This window comes from Streptomyces sp. NPDC085946 (genome assembly GCF_044540485.1).
Lineage (GTDB): Bacteria > Actinomycetota > Actinomycetes > Streptomycetales > Streptomycetaceae > Streptomyces.
In genome coordinates this window covers 496,547-513,622 of the sequence record NZ_JBITSF010000002.1, presented here as the reverse complement: position 1 = coordinate 513,622, position 17,076 = coordinate 496,547, and the positions used below count along the sequence as shown (strand labels likewise).

The 17,076-nt window shown below is 75.4% G+C and carries 17 protein-coding genes; 15 read left to right on the top strand and 2 right to left on the bottom strand.

Annotation, left to right across the window (positions count from 1 at the left end; translation table 11 throughout):
• Nucleotides 1–1,037: 1,037 nt before the first annotated feature.
• Nucleotides 1,038–1,814, bottom strand: a complete 777-nt coding sequence (locus ACIF8T_RS07955; RefSeq protein ID WP_400032335.1) for a hypothetical protein — start codon at nt 1,812–1,814, stop codon at nt 1,038–1,040.
• Between the two features lie 491 nt (nt 1,815–2,305).
• Between ACIF8T_RS07955 and ACIF8T_RS07950 the strand changes: the two genes are divergently transcribed.
• Nucleotides 2,306–2,488, top strand: a complete 183-nt coding sequence (locus ACIF8T_RS07950) for a hypothetical protein (protein ID WP_400032333.1) — start codon at nt 2,306–2,308, stop codon at nt 2,486–2,488.
• Between the two features lie 98 nt (nt 2,489–2,586).
• Here the strand turns inward: ACIF8T_RS07950 and ACIF8T_RS07945 are convergent, their stop codons facing one another.
• Nucleotides 2,587–3,603 (bottom strand): helix-turn-helix transcriptional regulator, encoded by a 1,017-nt coding sequence (locus tag ACIF8T_RS07945; protein ID WP_400032331.1) that lies wholly within the window; start codon nt 3,601–3,603, stop codon nt 2,587–2,589.
• Between the two features lie 286 nt (nt 3,604–3,889).
• Between ACIF8T_RS07945 and ACIF8T_RS07940 the strand changes: the two genes are divergently transcribed.
• The 14 genes from ACIF8T_RS07940 to lanKC all read left to right on the top strand — a co-directional run bounded on the left by ACIF8T_RS07940 (nt 3,890) and on the right by lanKC (nt 16,929).
• Nucleotides 3,890–4,156, top strand: a complete 267-nt coding sequence (locus tag ACIF8T_RS07940) for a hypothetical protein (RefSeq protein WP_400032329.1) — start codon at nt 3,890–3,892, stop codon at nt 4,154–4,156.
• 58 nt (nt 4,157–4,214) lie between these two features.
• The gene (locus ACIF8T_RS07935; RefSeq protein ID WP_400032327.1) at nt 4,215–5,213 is read left to right on the top strand and encodes an LLM class flavin-dependent oxidoreductase; all 999 of its coding nucleotides are present in this window, start codon (nt 4,215–4,217) and stop codon (nt 5,211–5,213) included.
• 132 nt (nt 5,214–5,345) lie between these two features.
• Nucleotides 5,346–6,416, top strand: coding sequence for a daptide biosynthesis RiPP recognition protein (gene mpaB, locus ACIF8T_RS07930; protein ID WP_400032325.1), 1,071 nt, complete (start codon nt 5,346–5,348; stop codon nt 6,414–6,416).
• Entirely contained in the window at nt 6,416–7,243 is an 828-nt protein-coding gene (mpaM, locus tag ACIF8T_RS07925) for a daptide-type RiPP biosynthesis methyltransferase (RefSeq protein WP_400032323.1), read from the top strand. The genes mpaB and mpaM overlap by 1 nt, the downstream gene beginning before the upstream one ends.
• Nucleotides 7,240–8,541, top strand: coding sequence for a daptide-type RiPP biosynthesis aminotransferase (mpaD, locus tag ACIF8T_RS07920; RefSeq protein WP_400032321.1), 1,302 nt, complete (start codon nt 7,240–7,242; stop codon nt 8,539–8,541). The genes mpaM and mpaD overlap by 4 nt, the downstream gene beginning before the upstream one ends.
• Nucleotides 8,538–9,740: a daptide-type RiPP biosynthesis dehydogenase gene (gene mpaC / locus ACIF8T_RS07915; RefSeq protein WP_400032319.1), complete on the top strand. Its 1,203-nt coding sequence runs from the start codon at nt 8,538–8,540 to the stop codon at nt 9,738–9,740. Before mpaD ends, mpaC begins: the two co-directional genes overlap by 4 nt.
• Nucleotides 9,741–9,873: 133 nt before the next feature.
• Nucleotides 9,874–10,020, top strand: a complete 147-nt coding sequence (locus tag ACIF8T_RS07910; protein ID WP_400032317.1) for a daptide-type RiPP — start codon at nt 9,874–9,876, stop codon at nt 10,018–10,020.
• 52 nt (nt 10,021–10,072) lie between these two features.
• Nucleotides 10,073–10,219 carry a daptide-type RiPP gene (locus ACIF8T_RS07905; protein ID WP_400032315.1) on the top strand — a complete coding sequence of 49 codons (147 nt, stop codon included), beginning with the start codon at nt 10,073–10,075 and terminating at the stop codon, nt 10,217–10,219.
• A 52-nt stretch (nt 10,220–10,271) separates the two neighbouring features.
• Nucleotides 10,272–10,415, top strand: a complete 144-nt coding sequence (locus ACIF8T_RS07900; RefSeq protein ID WP_400032313.1) for a daptide-type RiPP — start codon at nt 10,272–10,274, stop codon at nt 10,413–10,415.
• Between the two features lie 46 nt (nt 10,416–10,461).
• Entirely contained in the window at nt 10,462–10,605 is a 144-nt protein-coding gene (locus tag ACIF8T_RS07895) for a daptide-type RiPP (RefSeq protein ID WP_400032311.1), read from the top strand.
• A 184-nt stretch (nt 10,606–10,789) separates the two neighbouring features.
• The gene (locus tag ACIF8T_RS07890) at nt 10,790–11,599 is read left to right on the top strand and encodes an ABC transporter ATP-binding protein (protein WP_400032309.1); all 810 of its coding nucleotides are present in this window, start codon (nt 10,790–10,792) and stop codon (nt 11,597–11,599) included.
• Nucleotides 11,592–12,332, top strand: coding sequence for an ABC transporter permease (locus ACIF8T_RS07885; protein ID WP_400032307.1), 741 nt, complete (start codon nt 11,592–11,594; stop codon nt 12,330–12,332). The genes ACIF8T_RS07890 and ACIF8T_RS07885 overlap by 8 nt, the downstream gene beginning before the upstream one ends.
• Before the next feature lie 76 nt (nt 12,333–12,408).
• Complete coding sequence (gene mpaP / locus ACIF8T_RS07880) at nt 12,409–14,055, top strand: daptide biosynthesis intramembrane metalloprotease (protein ID WP_400032305.1); 1,647 nt, start codon at nt 12,409–12,411, stop codon at nt 14,053–14,055.
• Between the two features lie 45 nt (nt 14,056–14,100).
• Complete coding sequence (lanKC, locus tag ACIF8T_RS07875) at nt 14,101–16,929, top strand: class III lanthionine synthetase LanKC (protein ID WP_400032303.1); 2,829 nt, start codon at nt 14,101–14,103, stop codon at nt 16,927–16,929.
• Nucleotides 16,930–17,076: the final 147 nt, after the last annotated feature.

The window sequence follows — 17,076 nt, the reverse complement described above, 5'->3', positions numbered from 1 at the left end:
ACTCGTCGACCGCTACCGGGCCGGACTCCACCTCGCCGCACTCATCCTCTGGCTCCGCGAACCCAGCCAAGATCACTTGTCAGACACGGCCTAGGGGCACCCTGCAAGCAAGAGTGAGTGTCTAACTGCGTGACAACGCCGACGAACAACGGCGGACGAGCGCGGACTCCAGCGGACCATCAGCGCCGGTAGGAAGCGTGTCAGCCCAAGGCAGAACCCCTACTCAAGTTGCTTCGAGACGAAGAGGTCGTAGGTTCAAATCCCGCCACCCCAACGCTGGTCAGAGGCCAGGTACTGAATTCAGTACCTGGCCTCTGTCGTGCTTGGAGGGACAAACAGGGGGCCGAAGGCTTTTGATCAAGTCTCGCAGGCGGTCGCCTCGCGACGCCGGGCAAAGATTACGTCCATGGCTTCCGCGCCCTCGGTGATGACCGGCCAGAGCTGCTTCCGTGAGGAACCCGACACCCCCGAGGACGACGTTGACGGCCGTGCGGGAGGCGGTCGGCTTGGCGGCGGTCGGTTCGGGGTGGATGGGGTCGAGGGGTGCGTCGCTACGGTGTGCGGTATGGGTGGGGGAGCAGGGGCCCGTGTGCGGCCTTGTTCGTGGTGCGGCATGCCGGTGGAGCAGCCGCGTAGCCGATGGCGCGGACGGCGGCGGTTCTGCGGCAAGGCGCACCGCCGCAGGAACCGCGTCCTGGAGGCTGTCGTGAGGTTCCTGGACGGTCTGTAGCGGTCAGATGCCGGAGCCCTTGGGGCACAAGGCCGCGGGCACGGAGGGGGCGGCGGGTGGCGCAGCCGTCCGGGGCCAGGCGCCACCGGAGCACCGGCAGCGCCCCCCCTCATCACGCGACGCGCTTCCACAGGACCGGCCCACGGCCTAAGGACGGCCCTGAAGGGCGTTCGTGCGTGAGCGCCGCTTCAGGAGGTCGATCCGGCCCGGCACGGTGGGGCCTTCCCGTGTGCACGGGGGCTACGGGCGACCGCCGGCATCCGCGGCTGTCGGCAGTCGTCGATGCGGGCGTCGGAGGTCGTTCGGGTCATCCGGAGAGCACCAGGAGGATCAGTCGCAGGGGCATCATGACGAACGCGAGTGACAGCAGCAGTCCGCCGGCCAGTGTCACGCCCGCTGTGCGCCACAGCAGGGTCGAGGCCGCCAGTGAGCAGACGGCCCGGCCGGGCTGCTGACGGTCGTGGACGACCTCGATGCGTCTCGGGTCGCCGCCGATGCGCCCTGCCGCGTAGTCGGACTCGATCTCGTGCGTCCCGCCCTCCAGGTCGGTGTACCGGAAGAACGTCCGCTTGCCCTGTCTCCGGGCGAATGACGCGACGACCGTGACACCCCGCCTGCGCACGGTCCACCGCTTCCACGCCCACCGGAGCGAGGGCACCACGATCAGCAGGCCGAAGAGGGCGGGCGTCACCCCGAGCAGCCACCACGCCGCCTGCCGCGGTTCGCCGGCCCACACCGGCAGGGCGAACCCGCCGACGTACACGAGCAGGAGAACGATTCCGGTGGCGCGTTCACGGCGTGTCAGTCCCAGGCCCTTCTTCCGGCCGGAGGTGCTGACCGGCCGCTCCTCGACCAGGGCCGCCCCGCCCTGCGGCGGACCGCTCCTGGACCGTGCCCCGTCGGCCAGCTCGACGAGCCGGCCCGCTTGGGCGGCGTCGCGGCCTTCCAGGGTGAACACGGGCCCCGGAGCGCCGTCCACGCCCCACAGCGCGATCTCGACTGAGCGCCGTCCCCGGCCCACGGCCCGCGCCTCCTCCACGGCCTCGACGGGTATCCGCCGTCGCAGCCCCTTCTGCTCCAGCACGACGGCCCGGCCTCCAGCCACAGGGTGTCGCCGTACCCGCGCAGGGTGATCGACGGCAGGGACGGCAACGGCGGTGACGGCTCATGCCGACGGGACATCAGGACCTCTTTCGTTCGATCCGGAGGGGGTGGCACGAGCACGCGAAGCGTTCCGCGTATCCGCCCCCCGGGGAACGGCCGTCACCGTGAACCGGCCGGCGGATTCCCGCGGGACGCCGCGGCCGGGAGCCGCCGGCCCGAACTCACACGGTCCGGTCTCCGCATCCGGACGTACACCCCCTTCGCCGGTCGCCGCCGCCGTCGGCGCGCTGAGCCTGGGGTGCCGGGCAGCGCGGCAGCCCCGCTTCCGCTTTCGTTCCCGCTGGTCAGACGCCCTGCTCGCAGCATGCTGCAGCCCTGTTCGCAGGAAGCTGCGGGCTGGGTGGGGCGGGGGCGGGGCGGAGGGCTGGGAGAGTGGGGGGACCTGACCTCTTGCACTAAGGAGCCGGCACCATGGGCCAGAAAACCACGGGTGGGAGTACGCGGAATCCGCTGGCCGGGCTGACCGGTCTCCTGATCGCTCTCGCCTGTTCCATCGTGATCTTCGACGGTGTGCTGAAGATCGTGGCGGTGTCCGTGTGCGCCGTCGGGGCGCTGGTCTGCGCCCGTTCGCTGGTGCGGGCCGACAGGCGGTAGCCACCGCGGCGTCCTGAGGGGCGGAGCACCCGGCGCCGGGGTGCTCCGCCCCTCGTCGTGTCCGTCCGCGGCCGCGTCTCCGTGCCGGTCGCGTCGCGTCAGATCCAGCCGCGCTCGCGGGCCAGCAGTGCGGCCTGGAAGCGGTTGGAGGCGCCCAGCTGGTGCATCAGGGACGCCACGTACTTGCGGTACGTGCGGACCGAGATGCCGACGTCACGGGCGCCGGTCTCGTCCTTGTCCGCCGTGCACAGCGACTCCAGGATCCTGCGCTCGATCTCGCCGGGGCGGTCGTCGGCCGGCGCCGGGCCGCCCTCGCCCGCGGGGTGCGGGAGTTCCTGGGCCTGGCCCCACATGCGCTCGAAGAGCGAGACCAGGGTGGCGACGAGGCCCGGTTCGCGGGCGAGCAGGGCGCCGCGGCTGCTGTCGGCCGGGTCGATCGGGGTGAGCGCGGCGGCCCGGTCGAAGATCAGGACGCGTTCCAGCGGGAGCCGGGAGATGCGGATCTCGGCTCCTTTGGCGTCGAGTTCGCGCAGGTACGCCATGGTGCCCGGGTCGTCCAGCGCGGCGGCCCCGATCAGGCTGCGCATCCGGATGCCGCGGCGCAGGATGCGGTCGTCCGCGGGGCGGGAGGTCGCGACGACCTGTGGGGGGATCAGCCCGCTCGGCCAGGTGGTCAGGCTCTCCGAGCGGGTGAAGAAGGTCAGTTCGTCGATCGCGGCGCGGACCCGGTCGATGCCCTCCAGGCGTTCCATCGTGGGCCGGCCGGAGCCGGCGACGACGTCGCCCGCGGGTGCCGCGTGCCGCTCGGCGAGCATGGAGGCGACGATGTCGTTCTCGGCGGCCGCGTTCTCCAGTTCCTCCCGGACGAGGGCCACCCGGCGGTCGATGAGCGCCTCGATCGCCTTGGCCGGGGCGACCGGGCGCAGCAGGCCGTCGGCGAGGGTGGCGAGCCCGAGGTCGAGGGCCCGCTTCTGCAGTGACTGCATCGACTCCTCGTCCGAGGAGCAGTGTTCGGCCAGTTCCCGCAGGCCGGCGCCGCCCGTGCGCAGCAGCATGCGGTAGAACGCCTCCTCCTCCGGTCTGACGCCCAGGAACTCGAGACTCGGATGCGGCATGGCTCCCCCCAAGGGCCTACGGTGGTCAGTCGTTTTCATAGATCTACCTGGCTATCTGGGGAAAAGCCATGCAGATCGACACGTCTGTTCGGACTGGTGCGGCGCCGTGACACGCGCATCAAGTGACACGGACGGGCGCAGCAAGTTGCGCGCGAGACCCCTCCAATCCGCGTCTCCCGGACGACAGAGTTGTGGTCACAAGGAGCCGCCGGGAACACCGCGGAGGCTCACCGGGATCCCGGCCGGACCTGGCCGGATCCACATGTCTCGACCAGGGGGAACAGTCATGAAGAAGCGTCTCGTCACCTCACTCGCCGCCGCCGCCGTGCTGGGCCTCGCCGGCGCCGGCACCGCCCAGGCGGCCGGGGCTCCGGCCGCGCCCTCGGACCGGCCGGCCGCCGTGGCCGCCGGGTCCGCCGCGGCCGCCGGGTCCGCCCTTCCCGAGACGCCTTCCGCGGACGGTCCCGCCGTCCTCCCCGAGCTGTCCTCCCTGCCCGGGCTGATCCTGAGGGAAGTGGTCGCGGCCGGCCGCCTGATCCACGACTGGGCGTAGCAGCCGTCCTCATCCGTCCGTCCGCCGCCACCCGGCCGAGGAACAAGGAGAGCCTCCGATGACCGCCTACTCGGTCCTCGTACCGTTCGTCCCGAACCGACCCGAGCAGATGCTGCCGTTCGCGGGACTCGTGCACTGGACCGGCGCCCACCGGCTGTGGCAGGGGCAGAGCCTGGCCACCGAGTCCCACCAGGGGTTCGCCCACGCCGCCGGTGCGGGGTTCCGGGTGCCGGCGGGACTCGGGGTGACCCTGATGCCCCTGCGGCACCCCATGGAGGCCGCGCTGCAGGCACGGTCGCTCTCCCTGATGACCGGCCAGCCGGTCCTGGCGGGGTACGGTCCCGGCGCCCCGGGCGTGCAGAAGGCGCTGCTCGGAGCCCCGTACCCGAGTCCGCTCACCGCGGCCCGCGAGTACCTGACCGCCGTGCGTGCGGCGCTGACGGGGAGCGCGGAGGTGCTGGACGGTGCGTACGTGCACCAGGAGGCGCTGCTGCGGGCGATGCCGGGGCCGAGGATCGACCTGGGGCTGGGCGTGCTGCGCCCCGGGATGGCCCGGGTGGCGGGCGAGGTGGCCGACGCGGCCGTGACCTGGCTGACGCCCGCCCGCTATCTGCGGGACCACATCGTGCCCGTGGTGCGCGAGAGCGCCGCGGCGGCCGGCCGGCCCGCGCCCCGGGTGGTGGCCATGGTGCCCGTCGCCCTGGCCGCCGCCGACCGCGACCCCGTACGGCTCGCCCTCGCCTCCAACCGGAACCACCTGCGCGCCCGGCACTACCGCGACATGCTCCGGCGCGGCGGGGTGGACCTGCCCGACGAGGTGCCGCAGGGCGCCGGCCCGCCCGGCGAGGACGAGGCCCTGCAGGGCAAGGCCCTGGTCGCCGGTGACGCCTTCCTGTACGGCGGACCGGACGAGCTGCTGGCCAAGTTCGACGCCTACCGGGAGGCGGGGGTCGACGAGATCGTCCTCAACGTCACCGGTGTGGCCCACCTCTTCGGGCCGCAGGCGGCCACCAAGGAGCTGCGCACCCTGCTGACCCTGCTGGACCTGGCCGTCTGACCCGCCGGGCCGCCGCACGGCCCGCCCGCTCCGTGGCCCGGTCCCGCGGCCCGGCCTCCTCGCCGGCCGCCCCCGAACCTCGCAGGCAGCCCCCTGCCGCCGGTCCTCCACGCTCTCACGTTAGGCATGCTCATGACACTTCCGTCCGTCAAGGCCCACGCCTTGCAGTGGGGCACGGGACGTCCCGTCGCCGCCCTCGCCCACCGCCCGCCGTACACCTCGACCGTCGTCCTGGAGGACGCGGCCCACCTCGACGCCCTGCTCGGCTCGGGGGTGGCCGGTCCCGGCACCGTCGTCCTCGTCCCGGGTGACGAGCCGAGCGCCGAGCCCGTGCGGCACGAGGCGACCGGTGCCGAGGTCGTCACCTGGCAGGGATCGCTCGGCGAGCCCGGCGCGGAGGCGGGGCTGCACCCCGACTTCTACCTCCAGGTGCAGGCGTACTCCATCACCCCGTACCTCTCGGTGCTGGGCCCGACGCTGGTGCGGATCGCCGAGGAGGCCGACTTCCAGGCCTTCCTCGACGACGCCCGGCGGGCACGGGACGAAGGGGAGTTCTCCGCCTTCCTCACGCATCCCGCGGTGCAGCTCGGCGACCTCTCCGCGCTGGGCGGCGGACCGGGGGGCGACGGTCCCGGACTGCGGCTGTACGTCGCCGCCGACGGCACCGTCCGCGTCTCCCCCGGCGGCGGCCCGCTCGGGCCGGCCGGCACCCCGCGCGACGAGCTGCACCGCGCCTGGCGGGCGGCACCCGACGCCCTCGGCGCGCTGCCGGACGGGGACTCCCGCAGGCAGCGGCTGGCCGAACGGCCCTGGACCGGCCGCTACCTGGCCGCCGTGGGCGCCGTCCGGGAGGCCGTGACCCGCGGGATGGAACAGCCCCGCGTCTCCGGCTTCGGCGGGCGCATGACCGGCGCGCTCGACGGCGTCGCCGAGCCGCACGACCGGTCCGCCGCCGCTCCGCTGCTCCTCTTCGACGACGGACGCGCCCTGGTCCACCACCCCGTGGACCGCCGCACCGTCGCCCTGTCCACCGAAGCGGCCCTGGCCGCCGAGGCGCTGCTGGTCACGGGCTCCGCGCAGGAGGCCGCCCGGTACGCCGCCCCGGACACCGTCGACGCCGTCGCCGCCTACTTCGCCGGCATCGGACTGCCCCTGACCGTGTCCGCCGAGCCCCGCACCCGTACCGAGGAGGTGACCGTCTGATGGGCGCCATGCTGCTCAGCCCCGCCCTCGCGGGCACCCCGCTCACCGGCCGCGCCGCCGAGGCCGTCGCCGCACTGGGGGACCGGGCCGTCCTGTGCGACCTGTACGACGAGGCCGGCGCCCCCGTCTACCACGACATCGCCGGCACCACCCCGCACGAGGTGCGCGAACTCCTCACGGCCCTGCGCCGCCTGCCCGGCCCCGTCCTGGACCTGGCGGCCGGCTCCGGCCGGCTGACCTTCCCCTTCCTCGGCCTGGGCCGCGAGGTCACCGCCCTGGACCTGTCCGGCGACATGATCGGGCTGCTCCGCGACCGGCTGGCCGCCGCCCCGCCCTCGCTGCGCGAGCGCTGCACGCCGGTGCGGGCCGACATGAGCGACTTCGGCCTCGGCCGCCGCTTCGGGGCCGTCGTCCTCGGCACCACCTCGATCTCGCTGCTGCCGCCCGGCGCCCGGCCCGGCCTCTACCGCTGCGTACGGGAGCACCTCGCCCCCGGCGGACGCTTCCTGCTCACCACGGTCGAGGTCGATCCCGCCGCCGACGGCACGGACGAGTCCGAGATCCTCGCCGAGGGGTGCAGCGGCCGCACCTACCGCATGATCGAGCGGTGGAGCGCCGGCGCCGGCACCCGCACGGTCACCATGATCCCGGCCGATCCGCCCGCCGAGGGCCCCGTCACGGTCGCCACCACCACCATCGGCGTCCTGCCCGCCGCGCGGCTCGTCGCCGAGCTGGAGCAGGCCGGCTACGCCGTCCGCTCCCTCACCCCCGTCCCCGGCGGCGGACGCCACCACGACGTCCTGCTCGAAGCGGAGGCCCTGTCATGACCGAGACGACCCTGACGACCCCGGCGGAGGCGGCCGGCGCGCGGCCCCACCCCGCGCTGTGGACCTCCCTCCTCCCCCCGTCCGCCCACGACGACGACGCCATCTGCGCCGTCTCCGCCCGGGGCATGCGGGTGCGCTTCGCCGACGGCACCGAACTCCTCGACGGCGACTCCGGGTTGTGGAACGCCAACCTCGGCCACGGCAACGAGGCCATCGCCCGCGCCGCCCACCAGGCCCTGCTCGACGCGTCGTACCTGAGCGTCTTCCGCTACGAGCACCCCTACGCCCGGCGCGCCGCCGAGGCCCTGGTCGACCTCTGCGGCTCCGACCACTTCGCCCGGGTGCTGTTCTCGACCTCCGGGGGCGCCGCCAACGACCTGGTGATGAAGACGGCCCGGCACTACCACGCCCTGCGCGGCCGGCCGGCCCGCAAGCTCGTGGTCGGGCTGCGGGGCAGCTACCACGGCCTCACCTTCGGCGGGTTCGCCCTCACCGGGGAGAACCTCGGCCAGCAGGTGTACGGCGTCGACCAGCGCCTGGTCCGCCACGTCACGCCCAACGACCCGGCCGACATCGAGAAGCTGATGCGGGCCCAGGGCGCGCAGGTGGCCGCCGTGGTGGTCGAGCCGGTGCTCGGCAGCGGGGCGGTGCCCCTGACGGAGGAGTACCTCGACACCCTGCTGAGGCTGCGGGACACGTACGGCTTCCTGCTCGCCGCCGACGAGGTCGCCACCGGGTTCGGGCGCACCGGCGACATGTTCGCCTCCCAGCGCTGGAACGGGCGCCCCGATCTGCTGGTCACCTCCAAGGGACTGACCAACGGCACCTGCGCCGCCGCCGCGGTGGTCGTCTCCCGGGCGATCGCCGACGTCTTCCGCGCCGAGGACGCCACGCTCACCCACGGCGAGACGCAGGCGGGCACCCCGGTGACCTGCGCCGCGATCCTCGCCACCATCGACGAGATGCGACGGCTGGACGCGGTGGCCCACGGCCGGCGCGCGGCCGGGGTCCTCGGCGCCGCGCTGGACCGGCTCGTCGCCGCGCACCCCCTGTTCGACTCCGCCGACGGCGTCGGGCTCTTCCGGTCCCTGCGGATCCGCACGGCCGGCGGCGCGCTCCTGCCGCAGGCCGAGGTCCTCGGCCAGATCGCCGCCATCCGCGCGGCCGGCGCGATCGTCCACGCGGGCGTGCACGGCGTGCAGTTGATGCCGCCGCTCACCGCGACCGACGCGGAGATCGAGGAACTCGTCGAGGCCGTGCGCACCGGTGTCGAGCGGTACGCGGGAGGCACCCGGTGAACATCGCCTGGTCCGGTTCCACCCGGCTGCTGACCGGCCCCGCGGGGCTCGCCGACTGGCTCGACGGCTTCGCGGACGCCCGGGGCACCGCCACCGGTGCCCGCACCGCCCTGCTGCTCGACCCGGCCGTCGCCGAGAGCCGTGTCACCGCCCTGGTGACCGGGGAACTGGACCGGGCGGGCCACACCACCCGGCGTCTCGTGCCCGCCGGGGACGGCGGCCCGGACGAGATCCTCGCCCTGGCCGGCGCCACCGCCGACGCCGACCTGGTCGCCGTCGTCGGCGGGGGGTCCGTGATCGACCGGGCGAAGCTCCTCGCGGTCGCCCACGAGGACCGGCGGGCCCGTGCCGCGCTGCGCTCCACCGGCCGCAGCGGACTGCTGACCCTCGACCCGCGCACCCGCCGGACCCGGCCGCTGCTGGCGGTGCCCACCACCATCGGCACCGGCGCCGAACTCAGCCGGGTCGCCTGCCTCCCGCACCACGGCGGCAAACGGCTCGTGATGAGCGACGCGCTGGCACCGGACGCGGCCCTGCTCGACCCCGCGGCGACCGAGACCCTGCCGGCCGAACTCCTGGTCGAGGGCGCACTGGAGGCCCTCTTCCGCACCGTCGGCCCGTACGTCGGCAACCTGCGGGACCGTCCCGTCGAGGACGCCCTCGCGGAGACGGCGGCGGTCCAGCTGGTCCGCCTCGGCGGCGCGGCCGCCCGGCAGCTCGCCGCCGGGCACCGGCCCGGCCCGGAACTGCGCACCGACCTCGCCCGGCTCAGCGGACTCACCCAGTCCACCTGGCTGTCGTACGGCCGGGACCTGTTCAGCACCGAGGGCTGGATGATCGCCAACGAGCTGTCCAGCGCGCTCGGCACCCGCAAGATGACCGCGGTGGCGGCCCTGCTGCCGCCCCTGTGGCGGGCGGTCCTCGCCGGGGACACCCGGCTGGGCTCCGCACCCCGCCTCCGGCGGGTCTGGGACCTGCTGCGCTCGGCCGACAGCAGCGGCGGCCCGCTGCCCGCCGAGCCGGCAGCGGGCATCACCGCCCTGATGGACCGCTGGGGCGTGGCGCGGGACCTCGCGCTCACACCGCCGCTGCTGGACACGGTGGCCCGCCGGACGGTCCGCACCTGGGGCGCCGGGCTCCCCATGCTCGGCGGACTGCGGACGGCGGACGTGAGCGCCCTGCTCACCGCGGCCGCCTGACCCGCACGGCCCCGCCGGCCGGCCGGGGCGGACCGCCCCGGCCCCTCCCACAGACTTCCGCGCCGACCCGGCGCGGGGAACGCACCACCACCGTCCCTCGGCACCCCGCCGAGCCGACCCAAGGAGAGACGTCATGAACGAGCAGTTCGAGACCGCCGCGAACGACCTGGACAACCTGGAGCTCGGTCTGCAGGAGCTGGAGGCCATGGAGGCCCCGGGCTGGTGGACCACCGGCGGCGTCGTCGTCGGCATCTCCCTCGTCTCCGTGGTCATGACCTGATCCACCCGGTCAGCCCCCCACCCCGACATCCCGTCCAAGAGAGGACAACGCCATGAACGAGCGCTTCGACACCGCCGCGAACGACCTGGACGACCTGGAGCTCGGCCTGCAGGAGCTGGAGGCCATGGAGGCCCCGGGCTGGTGGACCACCGGCGGCGTCGTCGTCGGCATCTCCATCGTCTCGATCGTCGCCACCTGAGCCGCGCGGTCAGCCGCACACCCCGACACCCCATCCACGGAAGGACATCGCCATGAACGAGAAGTTCGACACCACCGCGGTCGACGCGGACGGCCTGGAGCTCGGTCTGCAGGAGCTGGAGGCCCTGGAGGCCCCCGGCTTCTGGGAGGGCGTCTCCATCGGCATCGCGATCAGCACGGTCACCATCGCCACCTGATCCGCCCCCCGGCACACCACCACCCCATCCACGAGAGGACATCGCCATGAACGAGAAGTTCGACACCGCCACGGTCGACGCGGACGGCCTGGAGCTCGGTCTGCAGGAGCTGGAGGCCCTGGAGGCCCCCGGTTTCTGGGAGGGCGTCTCCATCGGCATCGCGATCAGCACGGTCACCATCGCCACCTGATCCCTCCCCCGGCACCCGCCGGAACGGATCGAGTGGACCGGGCCCGGCCGGGAGACCTCCCGGCCGGGGCCCGGCCCTCGCCCCCTCCCCCACCGGGGGCGCGCGCCCCGCGCCCCACCGGACCCTCCCCCCACGCCCCGCCAGAACCACCGGAGCACCCCATGACACGACAGGAGCGGCAGCGATGACCAGCCACGACACCGCCGTCTCGCTGAGCGGCCTCACCAAGACGTACAAGGGCGTCACCGCGGTCGACGACCTGAGCGTCGACATCCGCGCCGGTCGCGTCACCGGCCTGCTGGGCCGCAACGGAGCCGGCAAGACCACCACCCTGCGGATGCTGCTCGGACTGGCCGCCCCGACCGCCGGCACCGCCACCGTCCTCGGCCGGCCCTACGCCGAACTGCCCGACGCGGCCCACCGGGTGGGCGTCAGCATGGACGGCATGGGCGGCGTGCCCGGCGCCACCGTCCGCGGCGAACTGCGCATCTGGTGCACCGTGCTGGGGCTCCCGGCCCGCCGCGCCGACGAGGTCATGGAGCTCACCGGGATCGCCGACGCCGCCTCCCGCCCGGTCAAGGGCTGCTCGACCGGCATGCGCCAGCGCCTGGCCCTGGCCGCCGCGCTGCTCGCCGACCCCGAGGTGCTCGTCCTCGACGAGCCGGCCAACGGCCTGGACCCCGACGGCATCCGCTGGCTGCGCGACACCCTGCGCGCCCTGGCCGCGGAGGGCCGCACGGTCCTGGTCTCCAGCCACCAGCTCGCCGAGCTGGAGCAGACCGTCGACGACGTGGTGATCGTGCAGCGCTCGCTGCGGTACGCGGGCACGCTCGCCGACCTCACCGACCACGGCGCCGTCCGCCTGGAGGACCGCTTCTTCGACCTGGTGGACCGCGCCGGGACGACCGCCGCGGCCCCCGCCCCCGCCCTCGCCTCCGCCGCCGCGGCTCCGGCCGCCGCCCGCACCCCGGAAAGGACGACCTCCCGTGCGTGACCTCGTCGCCGGTGAAGCCCGCAAGGCCCTGACCGGCCGCCTCTGGTGGTACCTGCCGCTCGCCGGTACGTGGCTCTGCCTGCTCAGCACCTTCGGATACGTCTCCGAGGGCGAGAAGGCCATCGCGTCCGGCTCCACCGCCCTCGCCGTCGGCCAGGACGTGGCCCGCGCCTGGATGATGATGTTCCTGCTGGCCGCCGTCTTCGGGGCGGTCGCCGTGACCCGCGACTACGGCTCCGGGACGATGGTCCGCTCCGTCCTGCTGGCTGGCTCGCGGACCCGCCTCTTCGGCGCCAAGCTGATCGTCTCGGCCGCCGCCGGCGCCCTGTTCGGGCTGCTCGCCGCGGCGCTCGGCACCGCCAGCGTCCACCTCGCGCCGGGGCCGTTCGGTTTCGAGGCCGCCGCGGACGGCGAGACCGCGCTGATCCTGTTCGGCGTCTTCGCCTGCTGCACGCTGGCCGGTCCCTGGGGCGCGCTCGTCGGCTGGATCGTGCGCAACCAGACCGCCGCCGTGGTCACGCTGCTCGGCCTCACCCTGCTCGTCGACCCCGGCCTGCAGCGCCTGGTGCCCGACGCGGCCAAGTACCTGCTCACCATCGCGATGAGCTCGGTCTACCGCGACGTCAAGCCCGACCTGCTGTCGCTGCCGGTGGCGTACGCGGTGATCGCCGCCTGGCTGGCCGCCGCGTTCCTCGTCGCCCGCCGCCTGGTCCGTACCCGCGACATCGCCTGACCGCCCGCCACCGCGCGACCGACGCCCGCCCCGCGCGGGCGCCGTCCGCCGTCCGCCGATCCGAGGTGCTCCCACCATGCCCGCAACCAAGACCGCCGCCGCACCCGATCTGGAGCGGCCCCGCACCGCCGGCGACGTCGCCGTGCACGAGCCGCTCACCGACGGCGCCCCCTGGGTGATCCAGCGCGGCGAGCACCAGCACTTCCGCACCAGCGAGAACGTGGCCCGGCTGGTCCGCCTCCTGGACGGCAGCCGCGACCACGGCCAGCTGGCCGCCGCGCTGGGCCGGCCGTGGACGGCGGACCACGTCGACCGCGCGGTCCGCAACCTCGCCGACTCCCGTCTGCTCGACGACGGCACGCCCGTCCGGCGGGTGCGCCGCGTCCGCTTCGCCGGCCCGCTGACCATCCAGTTCACCCTGCTGAAGCCGGAGCGGATGCTCCGCCGCCTCACCCCGCTGATCCGGCCGCTCGCCCACCGCGCGGTCCTGGCCGCCGCGGCCGCCGTCACCCTGCTCGGCGTGCTGGCGCTCGCCGCGTGCGGCCCCGCCCTCGGCGCGGCCCTCAGCCGCCCGATGCCGCTGTGGTCGTACGCCGCGGTGATGCTCGGCGTGCTGCTGACCACCGCCGTCCACGAGGTCGCGCACGGCGCGGTCCTCACCCATCACGGCGGCAGGCCCAGCCGGATGGGCTTCATGCTCTTCTACATGTCGCCGGCGTTCTTCTGCGACGTGTCCGACGGCTGGCGGCTGCCCACCCCCCGCCAGCGCGTCCAGGTCGCCCTCGCCGGCATCGCCGTCCAGGCCGTGGCCGCCGGGTCCGCCGGTCTCGCCGCGCTCCTGGTGCCCGCCGGGCCGGCGCGCGACACCCTGCTGCTCGTCTCCCTCGTCAACTACCTGACCTGCGCGGTCAACCTGCTGCCGCTGGTCAAGCTGGACGGCTACATCGCGCTGATGAGCCACCTGGACGTCTCCCACCTGCGGGAGAAGGCCATGGCCGACGCCCGCCGGTTCCTCGCCCGGCTGCTGTTCGGCGGCCGCGACCAGGGCCGCGAACTGCCCGGCCGCCGCTGGGCGGTGCCGTACGGGATCGCCTGCCTGCTCTTTCCGCTGTACCTGGTGTCGACCGCGCTGACGCTGTGGTCCTCGATCCTGCAGCGGCTCGGCGTCGCCGGGTCGGCGCTGATGGTCTGCGGGCTCGGCTACCTGCTGTGGCGGCTCGGCAAGGGCACCGCCACCCTGGTCGGGGACGCGCTCCGGGCCGGCGCCCGGCCGCTGCGCGTCGCCGCCGCCGGCCTGCTCGCGGCCCTCTCGCTCGGCCTCGCCGCCACGCTCGTCCAGGTCCCCGCCACCGTCTCGGCCGGCTACACCACCAACGCCGACGGCAGCCTCAGCCTGCTGGTCCCCGAGGGCGGCGCCGGCTTCGACCTGACGGAGGGCACCCGGGTGACCCTGCGCCGCTCGGGCCTGCTCAGCCGCCCGGAGGTCGGCACCGCCCGGCTCGGCGAGCCCGTCGGCCGGGACACGCTGGCGCCGCTGACCGCGATGCTGCCGGTCGACTCCGGCCGCCCGTGGCTCGCGATGCGGGCCTATCCGCTGGAGCGCGGCGCCACGACGCCCGCCGCGCACGGCCCCGACCGGACCGGCGTCGCCGAGGTGCGGGCCGGCGACCACCCGCTGTGGAAGTGGTTCGCGGTCTCCTACCTCGGCCCGCTGCTCCCCTGACCTCCCGCTTCCCGACTCCCGGCCCGCCGTCCCGAAGGACCCGCAATGTCCCTGCGCCACGTCGCCCACTGCCCGCCGGGCACCCCCTTCTACGACCGCCCCGCCGCCGTCACCGGCGCGGACGCCTTCCCCCTCGCGGAAGCGGAACCGCCCGCCGGCTGGACGCGCTCGGCGATGGGCGAGTGGACCGTCCTGACGCCCGCGGATCCCGGACTGCCCGCGCAGGGCTGGAAGATCCACGTCTCGGCGACCACGGACAGCGCGCCGGAGGTGCTGGACGCCGTGCGCGACTACTGCTTCGGGCGGTCGCTGCTGTTCAAGTTCCTCAGCAGCCCGGCGATGCTGCTGCTGCGCAACAGCAAGTACGGGGACCGCGGCAGCAGCGGCAAGTTCATCACCGTCTACCCGCGCGACGAGGCCGAACTGCACACCGTCCTGGAGGAGTTGGACGCCCTGATCGGCGGCCGGCCCGGTCCGTCCGTCCTCAGCGACCTGCGCTGGCGCCGCGGTCCGCTGTACGTCCGCTACGGCGGCTTCACGCTGCGCATGGGCCGCGGCCCGTCGGGCGAGTCCGTCCCCTGCATCGAGGACCCGGACGGCAACCTCGTCCCCGACGTGCGCGGTCCGGCCTTCCGGCCGCCGGCCTGGGTGCCGCTGCCGCCGTTCATCGCGCAGGCGCTGGCCGACCGCAACCGGGGCGGCGGGCTCGGCGCCTTCCCCTTCAAGATCACGCAGGCGCTGCACTTCTCCAACGGCGGCGGCGTCTACCGGGCCACCGACACCCGCGACGGCCGGCCGGTCCTGGTCAAGGAGGGCCGCCCGCACGCCGGGCTGGACGACACCGGCGCCGACGCGGTCACCCGGCTCCGCCACGAGCACGACGCGCTGGCCGCACTCGACGGACTGCCCGCCTTCCCGCGCGTCCTGGACTGGCGCAAGGGCAACGAACACTGGTTCCTGACCAGGGAGTTCGTCGACGGCGAGCCGCTCGGCAAGGAGGTGACCGCCCGCAACCCGCTGGTGCACGCCGTGACCGCGCGGCAGGACGCGATGTCCGTCGCCGCCTACACGCGCTGGGCGCTGGACGTCCTGGACCAGGTCGAGGAGGCCGTCGCCGCCCTGCACGGCCGCGGCCTGGTCTTCGGCGACCTGCACCCCAACAACGTGCTGATCCGCCCCGACGGCAGCGTCGCCTTCATCGACCTGGAGACCGCCCGCCCCGTCGGGGGCCACACCGGGCAGGCCATCGGCGCCCCCGGCTTCGCCGCCCCGGCCGGCACCACCGGCCCGGCCGTCGACCGCTACGCCCTCGGCTGCCTGCGCCTGGCCGCGTTCCTCCCCCTGACGGCGCTGCTGCCGTGGGCGCCGTGGAAGTCCGAGGACCTGATCGCCCGGATCACCCGGGACTTCCCGGTCCCCGAGGACTTCGGGACCCGGGTGCGCGAGGAACTGGGCCTGGGAACCGGGGCGTCCGGTTCGCTCGCGCGGGTCGTGCCGGCAGGGGGCGTGCCGGCAGGGGGCGAGAAGACCGGGACCGCGGCGGAGCCGGGCGCGGGGGCGACGCCCGCGGCGCCGGGCGGAGGCCCCGCCGAGCCCACGGCTCCGCGCGAGAGCGCCCGCACCCCCGCGCCGCCGCCCCCCGGCCCCCGCCCCCGCCCGGCGCGCGCAACGGACGCGGCGGCGGAGGAGGCCCACGGCATGCGGGAGCCCCTGGTGTCCGTCGAACGGATCGGCGCCGGGGTGCTCGCCTGCGCCACGCCCGGGCGGACGGACCGTCTCTTCCCCGGGGACGCCGACCAGTTCGGCCACGCGGACGGCGGCCTGAACATCGCCAACGGCGCGGCGGGCGTGCTGTGGGCGCTGCACGGCGCGGGCGTCGAGGTGCCCGAGAGCCACGTCGACTGGCTGGCCGGCGCCGCCCGCCGGCTGGACGGCGCCCGCCCCGGGCTCTACGACGGGCTGGCCGGCATCGCCTGCGTGCTCCAGGACCTGGGCCGGCCCGAGGAGGCCGCCGGCCTGCTGGAGCGCGCCCTGTCCCGCCCCCCGGAGCGGCACCGGGACGGCGGCCGCGACCACGGCCTCGCCGCCGGCACCGCCGGGCTCGGCATGGCGCTGCTCCACCTCGCCGCCCGCCGCGGCGACACGGCCCTGGCCCGGGAGGCGCACCGGCTCGCCGACGACCTCGCCGACGCGGTGACCGGACGGGCCGCGCCCGACCCGGCGTCCGGCCGGCGCCCCGGTCTGCTGCGCGGCGGTTCGGGCGAGGCCCTGTTCCTCCTCGCCGCGCACGGCCCGGACCACGACCTGCTCGACGCCGCCCGCACGGCCCTCACCGAGGACCTGCGGTTCTCCGGGCGGCTGCCCGGCGGGCCGCGCACGCCGTCGCCGGCGCCCTGGCACGGGCACCAGCTGGCGTACGGCGGCGCGGGCCAGGCCATCGCGGTCCACGCCTTCCTGGCCCGGCGCCGGGACGCGCGGCTCACCGCCGTGCAGGACGCCCTGCTGACCGACCTGACGTCACGGTTCCACCCGGCCTGCGGGCTGTTCACCGGCAAGGCGGGGGCGCTGGCGGCCCTGGTCCGCACCGGCGACGGCTCGGACGCCACCCGGCGGGCGGTCCGCGCCCTGACGGCGGACCTGGAGCTGTTCGCGGTGCCGCAGGAGGGCGGGGGCACCGGTTTCCTCGGCGACCACCTGCTCCGGCTCTCCACGGACCTGGCCACCGGCTCCGCGGGCGTCCTGGCCGCGCTGACCGCGGTCCGCACCGGCGGCGCCCTGCCCTTCCTGCCGCCGGTCCCCGGCGAGGCGTCCGCGCCCACCGGGGCAAAGCCGGAGCCGGCGCGGGGTCCCGCACCAGTCCCGGCCATGAGCTGACCGTCCCCGGACCACCACCGATCGCCGTGGCGCCCGGCCCCCCCCCGCGGCCCCCCCCCCCCCCCCGCGGTCCCCAGCCCCCCCCCCGGCGGGGGGGCCTCCCCCCCACCGCGGCCGCCCCGCCCCCGGCGGCCCCCGCGACGGCGG

Excerpts from the sequence above, each read along its gene's own strand:
- ACIF8T_RS07950 (WP_400032333.1), top strand. The coding sequence starts at position 2,306 with ATGGGCCAGAAAACCACGGGTGGGAGTACGCGGAATCCGCTGGCCGGG.
- ACIF8T_RS07905 (WP_400032315.1), top strand. The coding sequence starts at position 10,073 with ATGAACGAGCGCTTCGACACCGCCGCGAACGACCTGGACGACCTGGAG.
- ACIF8T_RS07895 (WP_400032311.1), top strand. The coding sequence starts at position 10,462 with ATGAACGAGAAGTTCGACACCGCCACGGTCGACGCGGACGGCCTGGAG.
- ACIF8T_RS07945 (WP_400032331.1), bottom strand. The coding sequence starts at position 3,603 with ATGCCGCATCCGAGTCTCGAGTTCCTGGGCGTCAGACCGGAGGAGGAG.
- mpaB (WP_400032325.1), top strand. The coding sequence starts at position 5,346 with ATGACACTTCCGTCCGTCAAGGCCCACGCCTTGCAGTGGGGCACGGGA.
- ACIF8T_RS07910 (WP_400032317.1), top strand. The coding sequence starts at position 9,874 with ATGAACGAGCAGTTCGAGACCGCCGCGAACGACCTGGACAACCTGGAG.
- ACIF8T_RS07940 (WP_400032329.1), top strand. The coding sequence starts at position 3,890 with ATGAAGAAGCGTCTCGTCACCTCACTCGCCGCCGCCGCCGTGCTGGGC.
- mpaP (WP_400032305.1), top strand. The coding sequence starts at position 12,409 with ATGCCCGCAACCAAGACCGCCGCCGCACCCGATCTGGAGCGGCCCCGC.
- ACIF8T_RS07900 (WP_400032313.1), top strand. The coding sequence starts at position 10,272 with ATGAACGAGAAGTTCGACACCACCGCGGTCGACGCGGACGGCCTGGAG.
- lanKC (WP_400032303.1), top strand. The coding sequence starts at position 14,101 with ATGTCCCTGCGCCACGTCGCCCACTGCCCGCCGGGCACCCCCTTCTAC.
- ACIF8T_RS07890 (WP_400032309.1), top strand. The coding sequence starts at position 10,790 with ATGACCAGCCACGACACCGCCGTCTCGCTGAGCGGCCTCACCAAGACG.
- mpaM (WP_400032323.1), top strand. The coding sequence starts at position 6,416 with ATGGGCGCCATGCTGCTCAGCCCCGCCCTCGCGGGCACCCCGCTCACC.
- ACIF8T_RS07935 (WP_400032327.1), top strand. The coding sequence starts at position 4,215 with ATGACCGCCTACTCGGTCCTCGTACCGTTCGTCCCGAACCGACCCGAG.
- mpaD (WP_400032321.1), top strand. The coding sequence starts at position 7,240 with ATGACCGAGACGACCCTGACGACCCCGGCGGAGGCGGCCGGCGCGCGG.